This window comes from Acinetobacter sp. B-6 (genome assembly GCF_056930735.1).
Genome location: NZ_JBXPBY010000001.1, coordinates 302,893 through 322,545, shown reverse-complemented (window position 1 = coordinate 322,545; position 19,653 = coordinate 302,893). Strand labels below are relative to the sequence as shown.

Below are 19,653 nucleotides of genomic sequence, written 5' to 3'. Positions count from 1 at the left end.
GTAACTGCCTAAAAATAGTGAACAAAACCCAAACCGACTTTCTGCCAATCTATTTGATTTTGTTTTTGATATTCCCATTTTAGGTGCACACTATTTTGTGAATCTAGTGCGTATTGAAACAAGCTGTTCACCCGTAAATTCCACTGACTTGTATCTTGCCAATATGGCAATTCCACTTGAACTACACTATTCAGCCGATCAGACCAAATATTTTGACAACCTACAGTTGGACCCAATCCTAGCCGCCATCCCTTATCCAATGACTTTCCTGCTTGCAACTGAGTTTGCAACTCGGCATAACACAAATGTTTCCGATCATCATCCGCAATGGTATAACCAGACTGCGCTTTTGCACTCATGACACCATGTTGTTGTTGGTCCGTAAACTGCCCATTTTGAATTGCTTCTTGTTGCCAACCCAAAGTAAAGCCCCAGGTTATTGGTGTTTTAAAAGGTGTAATCGGGTTATACGAGTTCACTGTGAGTAGATCAAGATGTTCGAGCTTTAAACGGTCATTTCGCCACTGCGCTGCACCATCTAAGAACTGTAATTGGGTCCCTATTCGGAAACCACCTTGTGGATCAGTTAAGTCATGATAAGCCTGTCGATGACCAAGCTCAGCATACTTATCTCCTTGAACCTCACCTACAGCAACTGACCATTTACGTGCATCATGCCCTTTGACGGGGTTAATCTTAGGTTCAGCGGGCGCTTGACGTTGCTTTGCAATTGAAATCTGACTACGCAACCCGAGCAACTGTCTAAAACGTGGCTGTGTATAGCTTGCATCGACTTGTCGCGCTACAAACTGTAAGTATAAATCGTCATACGCCATTTCTAGAATTTTAGCTCGATCTGCTTCATTATAGGCAGCAATCGCTTGTGGCATCTGTTGCGGTTCTAATGATGCAACTTCATGTGCTATCTTAGCTAGCCGATGACCATGCTGTTTGGCTTGCGAATTTAATTGTGTTTCTAATGCAGGACGATACACCGTTTCTTGAATTAATCCTTGTTGATCAATTGCCTTAATGGTTTCAATCGGTATGGCAGCATAAGTAAATTTTTTTCGTAAATTTGAATCGGGACGAACAAGATCAAGTAAACCAAGCAATCGATAAGCGCAATTGTCACTGACAAAATAATAAGGAAAGCTGACTTTTTGCATTTCCCAAATATGTTTGACTAAAAATGCAGTTTCCTCTGGATTTAAATTGAGTTCATATTCCCAAAGATCCCTACTTTCAAAATCACCATATTCTTTTACTTTTCGATAATACGGCATTAATGAATATTCACCTGGATATTTTCCAACCAGACCTTTCCACGCATATGACCAGTTGTCATCACTATTGACGGTGGCAGCATAGTTAATTGCATAGGATACCAAATTCAATTGCTTCTGATCTTTGGGATCAAGCCGAAGTAAGGTATGTCCAAACATTGAACTTGGATTTCCCATAAAATCCGTCGCATAGATCAAGGTGGCTTTATAAGGTTTAATTTGTCCAAACCATTGATCAAATTCCGGACAAGAAATAACAGGTAACTGTTGTTCAGTAATATTTAACTGCTGCATCAACCATTGGCTTCGGGCAGGAAATTTACAGCGAATGGATTGATTCGGTTCAGCCTTTTGGAACAATGCTTTGATATCGGCATCTAACTCATGTTGAATATTGGTTCGCCCATCTGGCGCAAAAAAATATCCTGAATAGCTGACTTCACTTTGATAGAGCTTTTTTTGATTTGATCCAAGTTCTGCAGTGCCCTCAGCATAAAGTAAACGTTTCCATGTCACCTGTTCAGCCAATTGTTTTTGTTGAGCTAGTTGCAAATAGTTCGCTAAGGTCTGTTGTTCTAATGTTGGTGTTTCTGCATGGGAATAAATGGTCAGTAATGTGCTGAATACGCTAAAACTAAGTGCTATGTATTTCATTCAATCATCAATTTATCATGGTTATAAAATGTGGTAATTATAAGTTGGGATCAACTCACGACTTTCCCTGTTTCATGTAGCTTATCTTGTTTCATTTTCAATCGTATATTGAGCAATAATTTTGAATAAAAAAACCCTGCACCAAAGCAGGGTTTTTTCTGGCTTAAACGTAAGCTTTTAAAACAGCATCATTTGCCATCACTTGTTGAAGTGATGCCAATACTTGTAGAGAATTTTGATTTTCTACTGAATAGATATTGGCAAAGTTAGATTTAGCCACAGCATAGAAATGTGCCTTATCAGCATCTTTAACATTTAACAAAGATGCAAGTACAGTTAAGCTTTCACCTTGTCCTACAGCCATATCACGTGCCAGTGATTCAGAATTTTCATTCGTAAAAGTAACCACTTGCGCAGTCACTTTACCATTACCATTACAACCTAAAGTACCAAAAGTAATACCGAGTAATTGGTTAGTAAACAGCCCATTTGTGGTAGCTGCTAAAATTTTAGGTACTTTACCAGATTGACCAGCCCAAACTTGAGAACCCACACCACAACCGACGTCTGGATCAGCCATAGCAACACTAGAACCCGCAGCCAATACAGCAGCTAAAGCGATTTTTTTTAACATATAATTCTCCAGAATTTTCATATGTATTATTTTTAATACAACATATGTGAATTGTTGTTTTGCAAACTATGCAACGGATGTTACACCCACGTAGATTTATCACATAAATTCAGATAAGCAAATCAAAATTTAATCACTTAAAAATTATTTATTGTATTTTTTAAGTGACCAATCACCATTTTCCATTCGATTTCCCAAAATCTTAAGCACCAAGACCAAGCTTAAAAGTAGTAACAGATACCAAGAACCGAGTTTCCCCCAACCCACCATATGCCATGCATCGACCTGACTCGGATACAGCCATATTTTATTGAAAGTGCTGATATTCTCAGCAATCCAAATGATAAATGCCAAAACAATTAGTACAGGCAACATTGGAAGCTGAAACTCATGTTGTTGTAATCTGAAAGATATTTTAGTTTTCCAGAAAATTACTACACTCCAGATAAAAAGCACATTGCGAAAATCAGGAATAAAAAATTTACTCATAAAGTTGATATAAGACAACACAGCTAAACTCAGCATATTGCCAAAACGAGGTAAATTTAAAAATGAGACTTGGTATAAGCGCAATGATCGTGCAAAGAAACTTCCGACTGCTGAATACATAAACCCTGCAAACAAAGGCACAGTTAAAATTTTAAATACAGCAGGTTGCGGGTATTGCCAAGAAGCAATTTGCGGATGAGTCAAGAAAATTTCCATGCCCATTGCCATGATATGGAACAAAGCAATGACTTTAGCTTCTGCCCATGATTCTAATTTTAGATAAAGCAAACAGGCTTGAATAATGAGTGCATAAAACAAAAGATAGTCATAACGGAAAAAACCGTAAAACTCTTGGCTTCCCATTTTAGCCGTGATGATAAATGCGATCAGCAATAAAATACCAAATAAGGCAGCTGAAGCTGCCTTAGATAGAAATTCAACCAATGATTTAAAGTAGTTCATCATATGATTAATAACAAACACTTAGCCTAGATATTTCGCACTATAATCATGTACAGTATCAATAAATACTTTTGGATGATCAGGATCCACCCACTGGGTTATGCCATGACCTAAATTGGCGACATAACCTGTTTTTTCACCATTCGCATAGGCATCATCCAACATTGCCTGAGTTGCTTTTGCAATCGTCGCGGCTGAGCCATAGAGCGTTGCAGGATCTAAATTACCCTGTAATGCTGCTCGTCCATTCACTGTTTGACGTGCAACATTTAAAGGTGTTGTCCAATCTAAACCAAACGCATCTGCATCTGTCGCGATCATTGGTTCCAACCATTGACCACCACCTTTAGTAAATAAAATTACAGGCACTTTACGCCCTTCATTTTCACGTTTTAATCCAGCAACGATTTTTTGCATATACTTCAGTGAAAATTCTAGATATTCACGATGTGCTAATGCACCACCCCAACTATCAAAAATTTGAACAGCTTGAGCACCTGCCTCAATTTGGGCATTTAAATAATCAATTACGGCATCAGCGAGACGGTCTAATAATGCATGTAAGACTTCGGGTTGCGCATACATCATTTGCTTGGTGAATCGAAAGTCTTTGCTTGAACCACCTTCAACCATATAGGTAGCCAATGTCCAAGGGCTGCCTGAAAAACCAATTAAAGGCACTTGACCCGCCAATGCAGAACGAATAGTTGAAACTGCATTCATGACATAAGCAAGATCAGACTTGGCATTAAATTTGGGTAAGTTTACGACATCTTGTTCTGTACGCACAGTTTTATGAAATTTAGGTCCTTCACCTGTTTCGAAATAAAGCCCTAAACCTAAAGCATCAGGGACTGTCAAAATATCTGAAAATAAAATGGCAGCATCCAATTCATAGCGGCGTAATGGTTGCAACGTCACTTCACAAGCAAATTCAGTATTTTTACAAAGAGAAAGAAAATCACCCGCTTTAGCACGTGTTTCACGATACTCTGGTAAATAGCGCCCTGCTTGACGCATCATCCAAACTGGTGTGGTATCTACAGGTTCACGCAATAAGGCACGTAGAAAACGATCATTTTTTAAGGTCGTCATTTACTTTCCCAATCAAATATTAATTTCGCACCATCATAACAAAAAGGTCTCACTGATATTCATTTCTTGAAAATTTTTCTCAATAAAGTTTTGAGCTTATTGATTTGAGCAGCAATTTTGTATACGAAAACAAAACAAAACTCATCTGGGACAAAAAAGTCTATAGAAAAAAATGATTAACACAAAACAAATACTGCAACACCTTATAAATTCTGTAATACTTAAGCAGATTTTTAGTCATAAATTATGAATAATTCTTAAGGTTGATCTACATGTTCGTTCGCTCAATTCTTGCTTTGAGTTTAAGCTGTGTGTTAACAGGTACAGCATTTGCTGCATCTACAGCTGAGCAACCGCTAACGCCTAAAAAAGTTGCTGCTCCTGTTGAAGATCCTATCGATCCACTTGCCATTGACAGTTCTGCTTCAAGTGTAGAAGCACAGATCAGTCCGCAAGAGCAACAAGATTTGGACAAAGCAGCAAACACGCTACAGAATTTAGAAAAAACTGAGGATAAAACTTCAGATACAGCAATTTCGCCATCTGCACCACAAACTACGCCAGCGAAAACACCTACAAATCCGAATGCAGTTAAAGCATCTTGGACTTTAGACGGAATAAACAACGCTCAATGGTATGAAAATATTGGCAGAGGACAATTCCCTGTTTATGCACGTGCGCACGTCATGTTAAATAATGCTCACGCTTCTCCTGGTGCTATTGATGGTTCAAGTGGTATGAACACCTTGAAAGCCATTGCTTCATTCCAACAAATGAATGGTATTAAACCGACAGGTGAATTAACCAAAGAAACTTGGGATGCACTTGTGACTCAACAAGGCAACAAACCAGCTTTTGTTGAATACGCTATCACTGCGGAGGACTTAAAAGGTCCATATGCAAAATCAATCCCACATGATTATGCATTACAAGCAAAAATGCCAGGTTTGTACTACACACGTGTTACAGAAATGTTGGGCGAAAAGTTCCATATGGATGAAGATTTCTTAAAGAAACTTAATCCAAAAGCGAACTTCAACAAAGTTGGCGAAAAAATCATTGTTACCAATATCCGTAACGAATTACCTGAAAACATTCATTTGATCGTTGCGCATAAAGGCGCCAAACAGTTGTATTTGTTTAATGCGCAAAACCAAATGGTTGGCTCGTTCCCTGCAACCATTGGTAGTTCAGATACTCCGTCACCAACAGGTACTTATAAAGTAACTGGTGTAGCACGTAATCCGTGGTACAGCTACTCACCGAGCAATTTTGTACAAGGTAAAAACTTGAAACCACTGTCATTACCGCCTGGTCCTAATGCACCTGTGGGTAATATCTGGATTGGTTTAAGCAAAAAATCATTTGGTATTCATGGTACACCAAACCCATCTGCGATTTCTAAGACTGCATCGCATGGTTGTATCCGCTTAACCAACTGGGATGCAAATGATCTCGGTAAAAAAGTGAAATCAGGTGTTACCGTTAAGTTCCTTGAATAATCAAAGACTTTAACCATATAGAACCAGTGCTAATGCACTGGTTTTTTTATTTAAAGCACCTGTTAAACAGCGTTGCAAAAACAAAACAATGTGTTGTAATTTCATTATTTCATCTCAAATATTTAAATATTAAACTCAACTCATGTTAAAAAATAAAGAATTGGAGATTTGAGATGAATACTTTTTTACATCACAGCGAAAACCGTGGTCATGTCAAAATGGGCTGGTTGGACACCAAACACAGCTTCTCATTTGGTAGCTGGTATGACCCAAAATACATGGGCGTCGGTTCATTACGTGTGATCAATGATGATACGATTGCCGCACACAATGGCTTTGGTACTCATCCTCACGACAATATGGAAATCTTGACCTGTGTATTGAAAGGCACAATTTCACATAAAGACAGTATGGGAAATGAACGTCATATCAATGCAGGTGAATGGCAATTGATGAGTGCAGGTACTGGTGTACAACACAGCGAAATTAACCAAGGTGATGAAGCTGTTCATATGCTTCAAATCTGGGTGATTCCAAATGTTCGTGATGCTGAACCGAATTATCAACAAATCGAACGTGATCCTAAAAAATCACCGAATGAATGGCAATTGATTGTTGGTCCAAATGATGATGCTCCAATGCACATTCGTCAAAATGCTGAAATCAAAGCAGCGTATTTGGAAAAAGATCACAGCTTAGACGTTAAAGCGACTCAAAAATTTAACTATGTGCATGTGATCGAAGGTGAGATTGATATTGCCGGTCAAGTACTGAAAGCAGGCGATGCTTACTTGTTTGATGAAGATTCAACACTCACTGCACATGAAAACAGCCAATTTATTTGGTTTGATTTAAACAGTTAATCCTGCTGAAATAAAAACCTCCATATGCAATATATGGAGGTTTTTTTATACTATTTCAAAACTGCCTATTCAGCTCAAGATAGGGCGAGTACTCCCCCCACTCAACGACAATAATCCTTTTTCTGATCTTTGATCAATGATAATGCAGCATTCCAAGCTGCACAGATAATCGGTTCAGCAGCGTCACTTTCAAATTGCTTCACAGTATATTCTGAAACCTCTTTACTCGGATAATGTAACTTTGAACTGCTCATGGCTTTAATCTGAATCTGACAGGCACGTTCAAGAAAATAAATTTCATGAAATGCTCGAGCTATGCTATTCCCCGTTGCCAATAAACCATGATTGCGCAAGATCATACAACGATGCTCACCAAGGTCTTTAACTAAACGCTCACGTTCTTCGGTTGAAAAAGCAATCCCTTCATACTCATGATAGGCAATATTGTTATAAAACTTCAGTGCATGTTGAGACAAAGGCAATAACCCTTTTTCTTGCGCAGAAACGGCAATACCATCTGCTGTATGGGTATGAATCACACAGTTAATCTGATCATTGGCATGGTGTAAGGCAGAATGAATCACAAATCCAGCGACATTGACCATCTTACCTTGATCACCTTTTGCCACGATATTGCCTTGATGGTCAATTTTGACCAAATCAGAAGCAGTCATTTGATCAAAAGTCACGCCATAACGATTAATCAGAAAATGATCAGATTCATCGGGAACGCGTAAACTGATATGTGTATCAATCAAATCTGTCATTTTAAAATATGCAATTAAACGATACAGTGCTGCCAATTGGCAACGTGCTTCCCATTCAGCTTTTTGCATATACTTTGGTCGTTTCATCCTAAAATCCTTTTTAGTATCGATTGATTGTTATTCATTTTTAACCAGTGTTCCACCACGATACAAGTTTTAATTCGTGAATGACGCGCCCATGCATAATATTGCTTATTTTAAACGTAAAAAATCCAAACCAATATTGACCTATTGATTTGGATTCAAAATTATCAATTATCATATTTTATTTTTATTTATTTTTCTTTTTCATTTATTTTTATTCAGCCGTATTCTTATTATTATTTTTTCAAAAAAAATAAAAAACTATTATTATTTTATCTTATTCTTATTCATGTCTTATTGTTTTTATAAAACTTAACTAGACACTAAGTTGGTAGAGTAATTTTTTACCTTTAAAAGTCAAATCCTTAATAAAAACAATGTTTTTATTGTCTAAATATGAAATAGCATCATCAATTTCAATATAATTTTCTTCAATCAACCATGTAATATCAAGTTCATTTAAATCAACCATTCCCACCAAAGAAATGGCTCTATTTTTATTATGTTGATTTTGAATATTCTTTAAAACTTCGCGTACTTTAATTAAATCGTTCATATTTTAAATCTCATCGTGCTTACAGGTTCTATTATATAAATTGGGAAAACTATTACTAGATACAAAAATGCCCTGTGCGACAAAAATTGTCGCATAGGGCATTCAATATAAAGAACAACATTTTTGAGATGTTTCTATTGCTAGAATAGCAATAAGATAAATTAAATATTATTTAAATTTCAAATATTTAAAACCAAGTCATTAAAACCGTAATTTGTAGCCTGTGTCTTGCTCCAAACGTTGTATTGCTGCTGAAAAGTCCATGGATGCTGCATCTGTTGTTTTAATCAGATCATAGCAAGCATGGGTTGTTTGCAATACTTGAAGTTCGAGCTGGCTACGACGCATTAAATCTATAGCAATCCCCATATCTTTTTGAAGCAGGTTTAAAGCAAAGCTTCGATCAAATGCACCATTCAAGATTCTCTGTGCAACGATGGTTTCAGACATACCACTTCGCCCACTGGAATGATTGATACAGTTAAGCGCCGCTGCTAAATCCACTTGTTGGGCTTTTAAAATACTTAGCCCTTCGGCGGCTGCCCAAAGATTCACAGCCATTAAACTATTGTTAACAGCTTTTACTGCAAAACCAGAACCACTTTCGCCCACATATTCAATGAGATCAGCAAAGGCTTGAATAAATGGCTTTGCACGTAGACAGGCATCATAATGACCTGCCAACATCACGGTCAGAGTGCCATTTTCTGCTCCGATGGTTTGTCCTGAAACAGGTGCATCCAAATAATCAATATTTAACTTTTTTAGCTTTTCTGCCAATCGACACGCTGAACTGGGAATACCACTGGTACAATCCACCCAAATACTTCCAGCTTTTAAGCTGACCCTTGCAATCAAGTTTTCAATATCTGCGCTGGTGGGTAAACAAGAAAAAATGATGTCTGCCTGTACTGCTTCTTGTAAATTTACAGCAATTGTTCCAAAGCTTTGCGCATGTTGTTGGGCTTTTTCAAAATTTCGATTCCAGACTTTTACTGTTTTACATACCTTAGGCAGATGGGAAGCCATATGCCATCCCATTGCCCCAAGCCCAATGAATGCGACATGGGGCAACTCACTGTCTTTTGTATTATTGCTCATCACATTCATCTCCGTTTTAAGCACTATGCGTAAATGACTTGATACTTTCATCAGACTCCGTCTGCACTGCACCAGAGGGCTTTTCGCCGCGGTTGAGGAATAAATTTAGAATAATTGCAGTCAAAGTGGCTGTACCGATACCGCCTAAATCAAACGAGCCAATATGCACGCTAAAATTCCCCGCCCCCATGATCAGACTGACAGCAGCAATGATAAGGGTACTATTTTTAGTAAAATCAATTTTGTTATCTATCCAAATTTTTGCGCCTGCCACAGTGATTAAACCAAATACCACAATAGACGCTCCGCCAAGTAAAGCGACTGGAATGGTACTGATGACCGCACCAAATTTAGGTGATAACCCCAATAAGATGGCAAAAATACCAGCAATCACAAATACGGTCGTCGAGTAAATCTTGGTCACCGCCATCACGCCAATATTTTCAGCATAAGTGGTCATTCCTGTGCCACCGACTGATGCTGATAAAGTTGTACAAACACCATCAGCAAAAAATGCGCGCCCCATATAAGGCGATAAATTTCGCCCAGTCATGGCAGAGACCGCTTTAAAATGACCTAAGTTTTCCGCAACGAGAATGATGGCAACAGGTGCTATCAAAAGCATCGCATTGGCATTAAATGTCGGTGCAACAAAATGTGGTAATCCAAACCAAGCAGCGTTATTGATCACGGCAAAATCAATGGCTTTGCCTAGTCCCATGACATTGGCAAGAATAAAATACAGGACATAAGCACAGACCAATCCCAGTAAGAGCAAAAGTCGACGCATCATCCCTCGGGTAAATACAGCAATGACACTAATACACACGATTGTGAGAATTGCCATCCAAGTATCAAAAGAATTGGCTGAAACGCTTTTAATGGTGACTGGTGCAAGGTTTAGTCCAATGATCATGACAATTGCCCCAGTAACGATCGGAGGCATCAGTTTTTCTATCCAACCTGTTCCTGTTTTCATCACGATTAAACCGATGGCAGCGTAAACCAAACCACAGGCAATAGTTCCTCCCAAAGCCACTGCGATATTGGGATTTGTTCCAACACCTGCGTAACCTGTTGCTGCTGCTACAGCACCAATAAATGCAAAACTCGACCCGAGATAACTCGGCATTCTTCCACCAGTCATGAGGAAAAATAAAATTGTGCCAATCCCTGTAATGAATATGGTTAAGTTCGGATCAAAACCCATCAATAAAGGTGCTAAAACAGTTGCACCAAACATTGCAAAAGCATGTTGTAAGCCCAGTACGATGCTTTTTCCTGCTGGTAAATACTCGTCAATCTGCACAGGTGTTTGGTCTAAATTTCCTGTATAAGGTTTAAATGAAGCAAACCACGGTTCTTTTGTCGCCATTTTTTAATTCCCCATATTTAAAAATCAACATACGTTTTGAGGTTCACAATAGTTACGTTTAAAATACAGAAGCGCATTTAAGTCTGGATTGTGTCTTATTGCTTTGACTTGGCAAAACAGCACATCATGGCTTCCTACGGATTGACTCGAAACAACTTCACAATCAAACGAAATCAATGCACTCTCCAACACGGGTGATCCAGTGATCAGCTCACTCCAGTTGGCTTGTGCAAATCTTTCTTGCATGGGTGTTTTTCCCCCAAATAAATTAGATAAATCTGCCTGATTTGACCCTAATGTGTTGACACATAAAACTTTATTTTCTGAAAATGTGCTGTAAACAGAAGAAGATCGATTTAAACAAACCAATAAAGTGGGTGGTGTATCAGTCACACTACATACTGCGGAAGCTGTAAAACCTGCTTGACCTGCCTTGCCTTTAGTGGTGATTACATTGACTGCCGCACCTAAATTAGACATCCCCTGTCTGAATAAGGTTTGATCGACTTCTAAATGAACGTTGGCTTCATTGGCTTGAGTGAATTCAATTATTTCACCTATGACTGTGTTGGTTGGTTTGATCATTTGCATCATGGCTCTCCCACCCCGATGCGCAAATGCTCAAAGGGGTTAAAAATATCGTTGAAAAATTAAATTCAGGTGATTAATAAAATTGAACGAAGGCTTATCCCACATGTGCAACAGATGCAATTTCAACGAGAGCATCGGGTTTGACTAACCCCACCTGAACACAGTAGCGTGCGGGTTTATCATTAGGAAAATATTCAGCATAAACTGTATTCACCGCAGCATAATCTGCCCAATCTCTGACAAAGATTGAATTAAACGTGACGTCATCCATCGTTCCACCCGCTGTTTCTATCACTCTTTTGATGGTTTCTAGAATATGCCGAGTTTGTCCCGCAGCATCGCCGACATAAACCACATCATTATTTTCATCAAATGCCAAAGTGCCTGAAACATAAACGATATTGTCTGCTTTAGTTGCAGGAACATAAGGGGCGAGTGGTTTAGAAGTTCCTGCTGGGATTACAACTTGTTTAGACATTTAAAATTCCTTATTTTACAAAGTCCATCTCCGCCATAAACTGAATCATTAACAGGTGGCAAAAATGAATAAATCATTAAAAAATACTTAGGCAGATTGACTTAAAACCACTGTAGTTTCTTGAGGTGATTGAAAAGTTTCTACAAATGCAGCGGTATTTGACACCCATCCAAAAAAAGTTTTAATGTTATATAAAGCTGCGACTTGAGCTTCTTCTGGACCTGCCTGATAACAAGCATCTTCTAGCGCGATGCCAAAATATTCCAAAAAGAAACCATCCCTCAAGGTTGACTCGACACAAACGTTGGTGGCGATGCCGACAAAAACCAGATTTCGTATACCACGAGCACGTAACATGCTATCTAAAGCAGTATTAAAGAAGCCGCTATAACGAGGTTTTTCAATAACAATATCTTGAGCTTTAGGTTTTAACTCATCGATTAATGCAAAATCCCAGCCACCTTTTGCCAATAATTTGCCTGCCAACTCTGGTTTTTTACGCATGGTTTTTAATGCATTGGATTTATGAAAATTCGGTGAACCTAAACCACCTGCCTCTTGATATTGATCATCCCAACCATTTTGAAAATAGATCACTTGGATACCCGCAGTATGTGCAGCATTAACCGCTTTTTTTATATTTGCGACCACAGGTTGAGTTTTTGAAACATCAAAGCCTGCCAGATCTAAATAACCACCGAGCGAGGTATAAGCATTTTGCATATCAATCACAATAAGTGCTGTATGCTCAGGTGCCAGTTGAATAGATTCAGGTTCAGCCTTTAAAAGTTTTCCCGTACCTGCTTGAGAGGTAAAATCAGCACAAACAATGTTCGATAGAGCTTGGTTTTTTTCCATCATATTCATGCGCTTTTCTCCAAAATGGTTTGGCTAGGTTCTTGATAACTTGCAACAGCAGCTTCACGACTTTTCATCAAGGGTTGAATACGCTGACCAAAATCCTCCATACCTTGTACAAAATCATCAAAAGTTAATAAAATCCCTTCCGTCCCATCTATTTCAGCAATTTCATCCAGCATCTTGGCAACATTGTCATACGCCCCTACGATCGTACCCATATTGATATTGACAGGCGATACGCTAGACGCCATTTGACGAATATTGGTATCTGTACCAGATGTTTGATCTTTACTCCCTTGATTCATCAGCCAGTTAATTGCTTCTACATCTGCGCCTGCGTTGTAATTTTTCCATTTATCCATTGCTTCTTGATCTGTTTCAGCTGCTATCACCATAAACAGCACATAAGTTTGAACCTCACGCCCTGTTCGATCTGTATGTACTTTTAAGCGATCATTGATTTCAGCATAGGCAGTTGGTGTATTTAGCCCTTTTCCAAAAACAAAGTTATAGTCTGCATATTGTGCAGAGAACGCCAGACCTGTCTCAGACTGCCCTGCACAGATAATTTTCATGTCCGCTTGCGGTGTTGGCTTGACTTGGCAATCATCCATTTGGAAAAACTCACCTTTAAAATCTGATTTTCCTGTTGCCCATAACTCACGTAAAATTTCGACATATTCCGACAAATAATCATAACGCTTGGCAAAATAATCATTTCCAGGCCACATGCCCATTTGTGTATATTCAGGTGGTTGCCATCCCGTAACAACGTTTAAACCGAATCGTCCATTAGAAATTGAGTCAATGGTTGAAGCCATTCGTGCCACAATTGCTGGAGGCATCACCAACGTTGCTGCCGTAGCAAAAATTTTAATTTTACTGGTCACAGCCGCAAGACCTGCCATTAATGTAAAAGTTTCTAAGTTATAATCCCAAAATTCAGTTTTACCGCCAAAACCGCGGAGTTTAATCATAGAAAGTGCAAAATCAAAACCATAATATTCAGCGCGTTGTACAATCTGTTTATTCAACTCAAATGTTGGTTTATATTGCGGAGCATTTTCTGAAAGCAACCAGCCATTGTTTCCAATCGGACAAAATACACCTATTTTCATCTTTAAACCTCACTGCATAAAAAATATTCTAAACAAAACTACTTCGTCATAAACTCAAATTTAGACGCTTTGATATTTTTAATAATGCATAGGGCGTGCCACTAAATTTATCCTATTGTTTATTATATTTAATTTTTTATATTCATTTTTTATTTTACCTTTTGGTAAAAAATATATTTATTCTACACAAATACTAATAAACTAAAATGGTGCAAAATGCGCCGAATTAGATCATTTCTAAAACTTCTCAATTAAATGCTTACATCAAATAAAAAACCGCATCAAAAATAGATACGGTTTAATTTAATTCTTTCTTATTTAAATATTATTTATAATATTTTACATGCTTCCAAAAAATCTAACCTAGGTAGTCTTGAATATATTTTTGTATGATCTCCATATCCAATATTAATGATCATATTAATTTGATAATCCGTGTTCTTAAAGAAAATATCATTTACTTTTTGAGGATTAAAGCCAGACATTGGTCCCGTATCTAGCCCTAAACTCCGACAAGCTAAAATCAAATAAGCAGCCTGCATTGAACTATTACGAAACGCTGTTTCTTGTGTCAGTTCAGGGCTTGACGTAAACCAAGACTTCGCATCAGCATGGGGAAATAATTTACCAAATTGATCATAGAACTTTTGATCTGTGGCGACTAATACGGTCAAAGGCGCCGACATGGTTTTCTCAATATTACCTGTAGACAACGCAGGTTTAAGCTGGGCTTTTGACTCAGCCGTCGTTAAAAATACAAATCGTGCAGGACAACAATTGGCTGATGTCGGTCCCATTTTAACCAAGTCATAGATTTTGTGAATTTGTTCAGTTGAGATTTGCTGATCTAACCAGCCATTATGTGTTCTGGCTTGATGAAACAATTGATCTAAATCTATATTTTCTTGCTTAATCATCGCGCTTATCCTTTTAAGTTTTTAATCAACAAATGATTGAGTGTTTTACTGTCAGTGATTGTTGAAGCATGTGCACCATAGTCCAATACGGTTAAGTCTCCATGCCCTAATGCTGCTTGAAGATCGTGACTTTTTTGATAAGGCACCAGAAAATCATCTTTATTGGCAATGTAATACAAGTCTGTATTCAATAAAGCCTTTCGATGAATGGGTAAAATTTCAAATTTCATCAGTGCTTTCAATCGTGCCATTACATTGTGCGATGGAGGAAAGTCTTGTAGTCCTATATTCTCTATCTGTTGTATTTCTTGGTGATTTTTTGAAATAAAAGCAGGGGGATAAAGAAATAAAACCTGTGCACGCACATAAGCTTCTGCCCCAGAATCTTTTAATAAAGCGATTCGAGTTTGAAAACATTTTTGTGTGTGGGAATCCAAAGTGTCCCAAGCATTGATCATGGTTAAACTCAATAAAGAAATCGAAGTATTTTGTACCAGCACAGCCAGTTCAGCTCCAATCACTGCACCTAAGGCATGCCCAATAAAGTGACATTTATCGATTTTATACTTTTGCAAAATTGCGAGGGCTTGTTCAGCCATATTTTGAATGGAATAGTATTGAGGCAAATGGGCTGAATCTGCATGACAGCCTTCTTGATCATAAACCAAGACATGAAAATATTGCGTTAGCGGCTCAATCTGCGGTTGCCAGAATGTTGCATGTCCACCTAAACCTGAAGACAAAATGACGAATTCGGCATCTTGTCCGTTGCTACAAGGAAAAATCTTCTCTTTCATTTTTTACCATTCGATAAATTAATTAAGCGAACAACAGCAAGAAATATGCCGAATTAATATTTTTTAAATTTTGGTATTTATGAATTTTGAGCATGCTTGCTTGAAGCGAGCATGTTTATAAACAGCTAATTCAGCTAAAGGCAGGTTTTTAGTGTAGTGAATATATCAACTCATTTTTTCATGTAATGCATTCACTTTACTTAAAATTCGATCAAAAAAAGCAACACGAATGTTGCTAGCTTGAGTAATTAGAGACAATTAAAAAAGAAGCTCATCAACGCATACGCTTTAAGTTATAGGTGACGACACCCCAAATTTCAAACTCTTGCCCTTCTTCAATATAAATATTCTTAAATTCAGGGTTTTCTGCTTTTAACCAAACTTTAGGTGGATCAAAATGCTTATCAATCATTAAGCGCTTCACGGTAAAATCATTGTCAATACGCGCAATCACGATATCACCAGACTTTGCCGTGATACTGCGATCGACGATCAACGGATCTTCAATATCTATCCCCACATCCAACATTGAAAGAGAATTGGCTTTAACAATAAAAGTCGAACTTTCATTTCGAATCAGATATTCATTCATATCCAAAGATTGTTCAATCGTGTCCTGAACAGAAAACGGCACACCTGCTGCAACTCGTTCGGTCGCTAAAGGAATTTGATAAATCTTATCGTTTTTTGCTTGAACTGTTTGGATATGCATAGTCGAGCTAAAATCACTTAGCTGTGCATTGCTGAAATTTTTCAGTAACCAATTTTTGATAAAATCAACTTGGGATTCAGGCACACGGATTACTTTGGTAGGCTCACTGAATTGTGCTTTTCGTCCAGCATTGGCTCTCGCACCTCCATGTTCAAATTCTACTTTTTTAGTCATTTTTTATCCTGTATGCTACATAAAAACCAGTAAAATCAATATACCTTGAAAAAGTTACAAATTCAAGTTGACGGCAAGTTTTTTTTGAATAACAATAACCCTATCGATCAGTTTTGATACATTTCTTTGAACAAGGATGTCAAAGACAATCAATATACTTATCATAAATCAATAATTTACAATATAAGCTCAATGTTATTTTATTGATTTCTTTGAACAAGTTCTCTGGTCATCGTTATGCACTTATTTGATTGATTTTCTATGTGGAGACATAAAAATGGCTACTCAACGTGATGCAATTCTTGGTTATGCTGATGAACAACATGCGTACTATATTCGTTTAATTGAAGACAATAATGTGCTTGGCAGTCAATATGGTTTGTTCTGTGAAAACACCAACAGTGATGATGCTGAAAGTATCATGACTACACTATTTTTAAAGAAATCATTTTGGCTGAACGGTTCTGAATTTAACGATATCGTCAAAGGATTAGAACCGCTTCCATTTTAAATTAAATTTTATCCACCTAAATTGAATATGCTTTGATGTTCAACTTTAGTGAATCATGATCTATATTTTTGTGCAATCAAAATGCCGTTGTATTCAATTGAATAGAACGGCTTCTTTATGGTTCAATTTTAACAACAAGTGTGAATTCAATTCATGAACATCACCCTCAAAGCGCACAACGCTTGTCCTCTTTATTCTTAAATACTCTATCTATAGTCAAATTGTTGAAAAATTCATACAGTAGAATATCATTTCTCTTGATCAATAAAATTAAAGCGATGAATATATTGTTCGATGATATAAGCCTTGCACTGCCACGCTTTAGCTCTAGAGTTTAAATTGTTTTGCGTAGGCGATACTTTACTTTTCAGAGATGAAAAGTAACAAAAATCTTCTGTTGAGCGAGGGGTACATCCTAATACCCCCGCTCAACATAGCGACATCCATGTCGCCTTGTGATAGCAAGACTGTTTATGATTAAAACGTACAAAATAAATGAATCATCCAAATTACTTGTATGAATAATCAGACGTTTTGACTATATTTTATTCTCAATAATTTCATTCAACACTATTTGATTATCTGTTTATTTTAAATGCTTTTTAAAAGCATCATGTTTCAAACCTCTCAACTGTTTGAACACATCACTTACTTTTTTATTTACTTCAATCTCATGTCTTTTGCCTTATGGCACTCATTTTGCTTAATCAATATTACGTTTTTTAATAATCGTAATACTCAAGCAAAGAATGAGGATGACAAATATGGGTTATGTCGCAAAGGATATGGGTCAAAAGAACAAGCTGATCTTAAGCTTGTGCTCTTTTCTGATCCCTATATGTCTCTGGTGTGCTGTTAGTTATTTACCTTTTATTTGGCATCCACAAGTGCAAATTACCGATTCAGGAAGTGTTTCATATCTGCAAGTCGGAAGCCGTGTCGATAAAAATGTGTTCTATAGTGAGGCACAAAATGCTGTAGATCACCATTCTGCACCGCCACAAGGTGTTTTGGTCAATCCAATTTACTTACCAGCTCCACATGAAGTTGCTAAAGCATTGGTAACTGCTTTTACCACGCCACCCGAACAACCTGATACGCCTTGGTTTCATCAAAGCTTATGGCACAGTATTAAAATTGTTTTCTCTGCTTTCCTGATTTCCTCAATTGTTGGTATCCCACTGGGAATTCTTTGTGGCTTCTCACAAAAAATATCTCTACTCACTGAACCTTTTGTTGAATTCTTTCGCTATTTGCCTGCACCTGCATTCGGTGCCTTGGCTGTAGCGATTTTAGGAATTAATGATGCACCGAAAATTGCAATCATTATCATTGGTACACTTTTTCAGCAAATTTTGATTATCGCCAACACCACACGCATGGTTGATCAAGGATTGGTTGAAGCGGGTTATACCCTAGGAACCAATAAATTGAAAAGTCTGTTTTATGTCGTTATTCCCGCCGCATTTCCTGATATCTACCGCGATTTAAGAGTGCTACTGGGTTGGGCATGGACCTATTTAATCGTCTCTGAATTGATCGGAACAACCTCTGGTATCACTTGGTTTATCACCCAACAAGCGCGCTATCAAAACTTTGACAATGTGTATGCCGCAATCTTAATTATTGGGGTGATCGGCTTAGTTTGTGATTGGGTGTTGATGAAGTTGGGTGAGCGTATGTTTGCATGGAAAATAGGAGCAAAATAATGAATGATTCAACTTTTAACTCACATGAATATTTTCAAAAGATCTATGCACGTCCTGTCATTTTAGAGACCAAACAACTCAGCCAAGTATTTAAACATGGCAAGTCTGAACGAGTGGTGTTAAAACAGCTTGATTTAAAAATTCATAAACGAGAATTTGTTTGTGTGATTGGTCCTTCTGGTTGCGGGAAATCTACCTTAAGTCGTGTGATTGCGGGTTTAGATCCTTATCACAGTGGCGAGGTCTTGGTCGATGGCGAGCGTATTACAGGTCCTAGTCCTGAACGGGGTATGGTGTTCCAAGGCTATACGCTATTTCCTTGGAAAACAGTCAAAGAAAATGTCATGTTTGGCCCACGAATGAAAGGTATCAGTCAAATCTCTGCTGAATCCCATGCACGTGAATGGATTAATATCATTGGTTTAGAAAAATATGAAAATCAATATCCTCATCAGTTATCAGGTGGGATGAAACAACGTGTCGCTATTGCACGTGCTTTGGTCAATGAACCTAAAATTTTATTGATGGATGAACCTTTTGGCGCATTAGACCCGCATACTCGCCAAAAGATGCAAAAACATCTGATGGATTTATGGCAAAACATAGACATCACGATTATTTTTGTGACCCATGATATGGATGAAGCCATATTGTTGGCTGATCGTATTGTGGCACTCAAAGCCAACCCCGGTGAAATCAAAGAGATCATTGAAGTCGATTTACCTCGTCCACGTTCAACAGACTTAATCAACAGCTCTGCATTCAAACAACTCAGAGCTCGCGTTGATCAGTTAGTGCATGCTCAAGAAGATGAACTTGATCCAGCACTACAAAATTTACCGAAAATTCCACGTATGACACAAATCAGTACGGATAAATAAGCCATAAACGCTTTCTTATCGCATTTGGGACGACCC

General features: G+C 37.8%; 20 protein-coding genes. 5 read left to right on the top strand and 15 right to left on the bottom strand.

The window, feature by feature from the left end; translation table 11 throughout:
* Positions 1 to 8 precede the first annotated feature (8 nt).
* The 4 genes from AC1Z3T_RS01420 to hemE form a co-directional block, all read right to left on the bottom strand.
* Entirely contained in the window at positions 9 to 1,940 is a 1,932-nt protein-coding gene (locus AC1Z3T_RS01420; RefSeq protein ID WP_483396440.1) for an Lnb N-terminal periplasmic domain-containing protein, read from the bottom strand.
* A gap of 163 nt (positions 1,941 to 2,103) precedes the next feature.
* Positions 2,104 to 2,574, bottom strand: coding sequence for a DUF3015 family protein (locus AC1Z3T_RS01415; protein ID WP_004828916.1), 471 nt, complete (start codon positions 2,572 to 2,574; stop codon positions 2,104 to 2,106).
* A 144-nt stretch (positions 2,575 to 2,718) separates the two neighbouring features.
* Positions 2,719 to 3,525 (bottom strand): DUF817 domain-containing protein, encoded by an 807-nt coding sequence (locus AC1Z3T_RS01410; RefSeq protein WP_171248686.1) that lies wholly within the window; start codon positions 3,523 to 3,525, stop codon positions 2,719 to 2,721.
* Positions 3,526 to 3,546: 21 nt separating this feature from the next.
* Positions 3,547 to 4,620: a uroporphyrinogen decarboxylase gene (hemE, locus tag AC1Z3T_RS01405; protein ID WP_100885552.1), complete on the bottom strand. Its 1,074-nt coding sequence runs from the start codon at positions 4,618 to 4,620 to the stop codon at positions 3,547 to 3,549.
* A 272-nt stretch (positions 4,621 to 4,892) separates the two neighbouring features.
* Between hemE and AC1Z3T_RS01400 the strand changes: the two genes are divergently transcribed.
* Positions 4,893 to 6,122: a L,D-transpeptidase family protein gene (locus tag AC1Z3T_RS01400; protein WP_005032450.1), complete on the top strand. Its 1,230-nt coding sequence runs from the start codon at positions 4,893 to 4,895 to the stop codon at positions 6,120 to 6,122.
* 173 nt (positions 6,123 to 6,295) lie between these two features.
* Positions 6,296 to 6,985 (top strand): pirin family protein, encoded by a 690-nt coding sequence (locus AC1Z3T_RS01395; protein ID WP_005032452.1) that lies wholly within the window; start codon positions 6,296 to 6,298, stop codon positions 6,983 to 6,985.
* 101 nt (positions 6,986 to 7,086) lie between these two features.
* On the opposite strand, the gene AC1Z3T_RS01390 is transcribed toward AC1Z3T_RS01395, so the two are convergent.
* The 11 genes from AC1Z3T_RS01390 to AC1Z3T_RS01340 all read right to left on the bottom strand — a co-directional run bounded on the left by AC1Z3T_RS01390 (position 7,087) and on the right by AC1Z3T_RS01340 (position 16,516).
* Positions 7,087 to 7,839: a class II aldolase/adducin family protein gene (locus tag AC1Z3T_RS01390; protein ID WP_100885553.1), complete on the bottom strand. Its 753-nt coding sequence runs from the start codon at positions 7,837 to 7,839 to the stop codon at positions 7,087 to 7,089.
* Positions 7,840 to 8,152: 313 nt separating this feature from the next.
* On the bottom strand, positions 8,153 to 8,392 hold the full coding sequence (locus tag AC1Z3T_RS01385) for a hypothetical protein (RefSeq protein WP_005032456.1): 240 nt from the start codon (positions 8,390 to 8,392) through the stop codon (positions 8,153 to 8,155).
* Positions 8,393 to 8,593: 201 nt separating this feature from the next.
* Positions 8,594 to 9,493, bottom strand: coding sequence for an NAD(P)-dependent oxidoreductase (locus tag AC1Z3T_RS01380; RefSeq protein ID WP_100886308.1), 900 nt, complete (start codon positions 9,491 to 9,493; stop codon positions 8,594 to 8,596).
* A gap of 16 nt (positions 9,494 to 9,509) precedes the next feature.
* Positions 9,510 to 10,868, bottom strand: coding sequence for a pyrimidine utilization transport protein G (rutG, locus tag AC1Z3T_RS01375; RefSeq protein WP_005032460.1), 1,359 nt, complete (start codon positions 10,866 to 10,868; stop codon positions 9,510 to 9,512).
* A 24-nt stretch (positions 10,869 to 10,892) separates the two neighbouring features.
* Entirely contained in the window at positions 10,893 to 11,459 is a 567-nt protein-coding gene (rutF, locus tag AC1Z3T_RS01370; RefSeq protein WP_100885554.1) for an NADH-dependent FMN reductase RutF, read from the bottom strand.
* Between the two features lie 94 nt (positions 11,460 to 11,553).
* Positions 11,554 to 11,937 carry a pyrimidine utilization protein C gene (rutC, locus tag AC1Z3T_RS01365; RefSeq protein WP_005032464.1) on the bottom strand — a complete coding sequence of 128 codons (384 nt, stop codon included), beginning with the start codon at positions 11,935 to 11,937 and terminating at the stop codon, positions 11,554 to 11,556.
* An 87-nt stretch (positions 11,938 to 12,024) separates the two neighbouring features.
* Positions 12,025 to 12,795, bottom strand: a complete 771-nt coding sequence (gene rutB, locus AC1Z3T_RS01360) for a pyrimidine utilization protein B (RefSeq protein ID WP_171066824.1) — start codon at positions 12,793 to 12,795, stop codon at positions 12,025 to 12,027.
* 5 nt (positions 12,796 to 12,800) lie between these two features.
* Positions 12,801 to 13,916, bottom strand: a complete 1,116-nt coding sequence (rutA, locus tag AC1Z3T_RS01355) for a pyrimidine utilization protein A (RefSeq protein WP_042085879.1) — start codon at positions 13,914 to 13,916, stop codon at positions 12,801 to 12,803.
* A 329-nt stretch (positions 13,917 to 14,245) separates the two neighbouring features.
* Positions 14,246 to 14,833: a malonic semialdehyde reductase gene (locus AC1Z3T_RS01350; RefSeq protein WP_174762761.1), complete on the bottom strand. Its 588-nt coding sequence runs from the start codon at positions 14,831 to 14,833 to the stop codon at positions 14,246 to 14,248.
* A gap of 5 nt (positions 14,834 to 14,838) precedes the next feature.
* Positions 14,839 to 15,630 (bottom strand): pyrimidine utilization protein D, encoded by a 792-nt coding sequence (gene rutD, locus AC1Z3T_RS01345; protein ID WP_100885555.1) that lies wholly within the window; start codon positions 15,628 to 15,630, stop codon positions 14,839 to 14,841.
* Between the two features lie 274 nt (positions 15,631 to 15,904).
* Positions 15,905 to 16,516 carry a LexA family protein gene (locus AC1Z3T_RS01340; RefSeq protein WP_042085885.1) on the bottom strand — a complete coding sequence of 204 codons (612 nt, stop codon included), beginning with the start codon at positions 16,514 to 16,516 and terminating at the stop codon, positions 15,905 to 15,907.
* A gap of 277 nt (positions 16,517 to 16,793) precedes the next feature.
* Between AC1Z3T_RS01340 and AC1Z3T_RS01335 the strand changes: the two genes are divergently transcribed.
* From AC1Z3T_RS01335 to AC1Z3T_RS01325, 3 genes are all read left to right on the top strand, one after another.
* Complete coding sequence (locus tag AC1Z3T_RS01335; protein WP_004828949.1) at positions 16,794 to 17,027, top strand: hypothetical protein; 234 nt, start codon at positions 16,794 to 16,796, stop codon at positions 17,025 to 17,027.
* Positions 17,028 to 17,791: 764 nt separating this feature from the next.
* Complete coding sequence (locus tag AC1Z3T_RS01330; RefSeq protein ID WP_009587098.1) at positions 17,792 to 18,736, top strand: ABC transporter permease; 945 nt, start codon at positions 17,792 to 17,794, stop codon at positions 18,734 to 18,736.
* Positions 18,736 to 19,617, top strand: a complete 882-nt coding sequence (locus AC1Z3T_RS01325; RefSeq protein ID WP_009587090.1) for an ABC transporter ATP-binding protein — start codon at positions 18,736 to 18,738, stop codon at positions 19,615 to 19,617. Before AC1Z3T_RS01330 ends, AC1Z3T_RS01325 begins: the two co-directional genes overlap by 1 nt.
* The last annotated feature ends 36 nt before the right edge of the window (positions 19,618 to 19,653 follow it).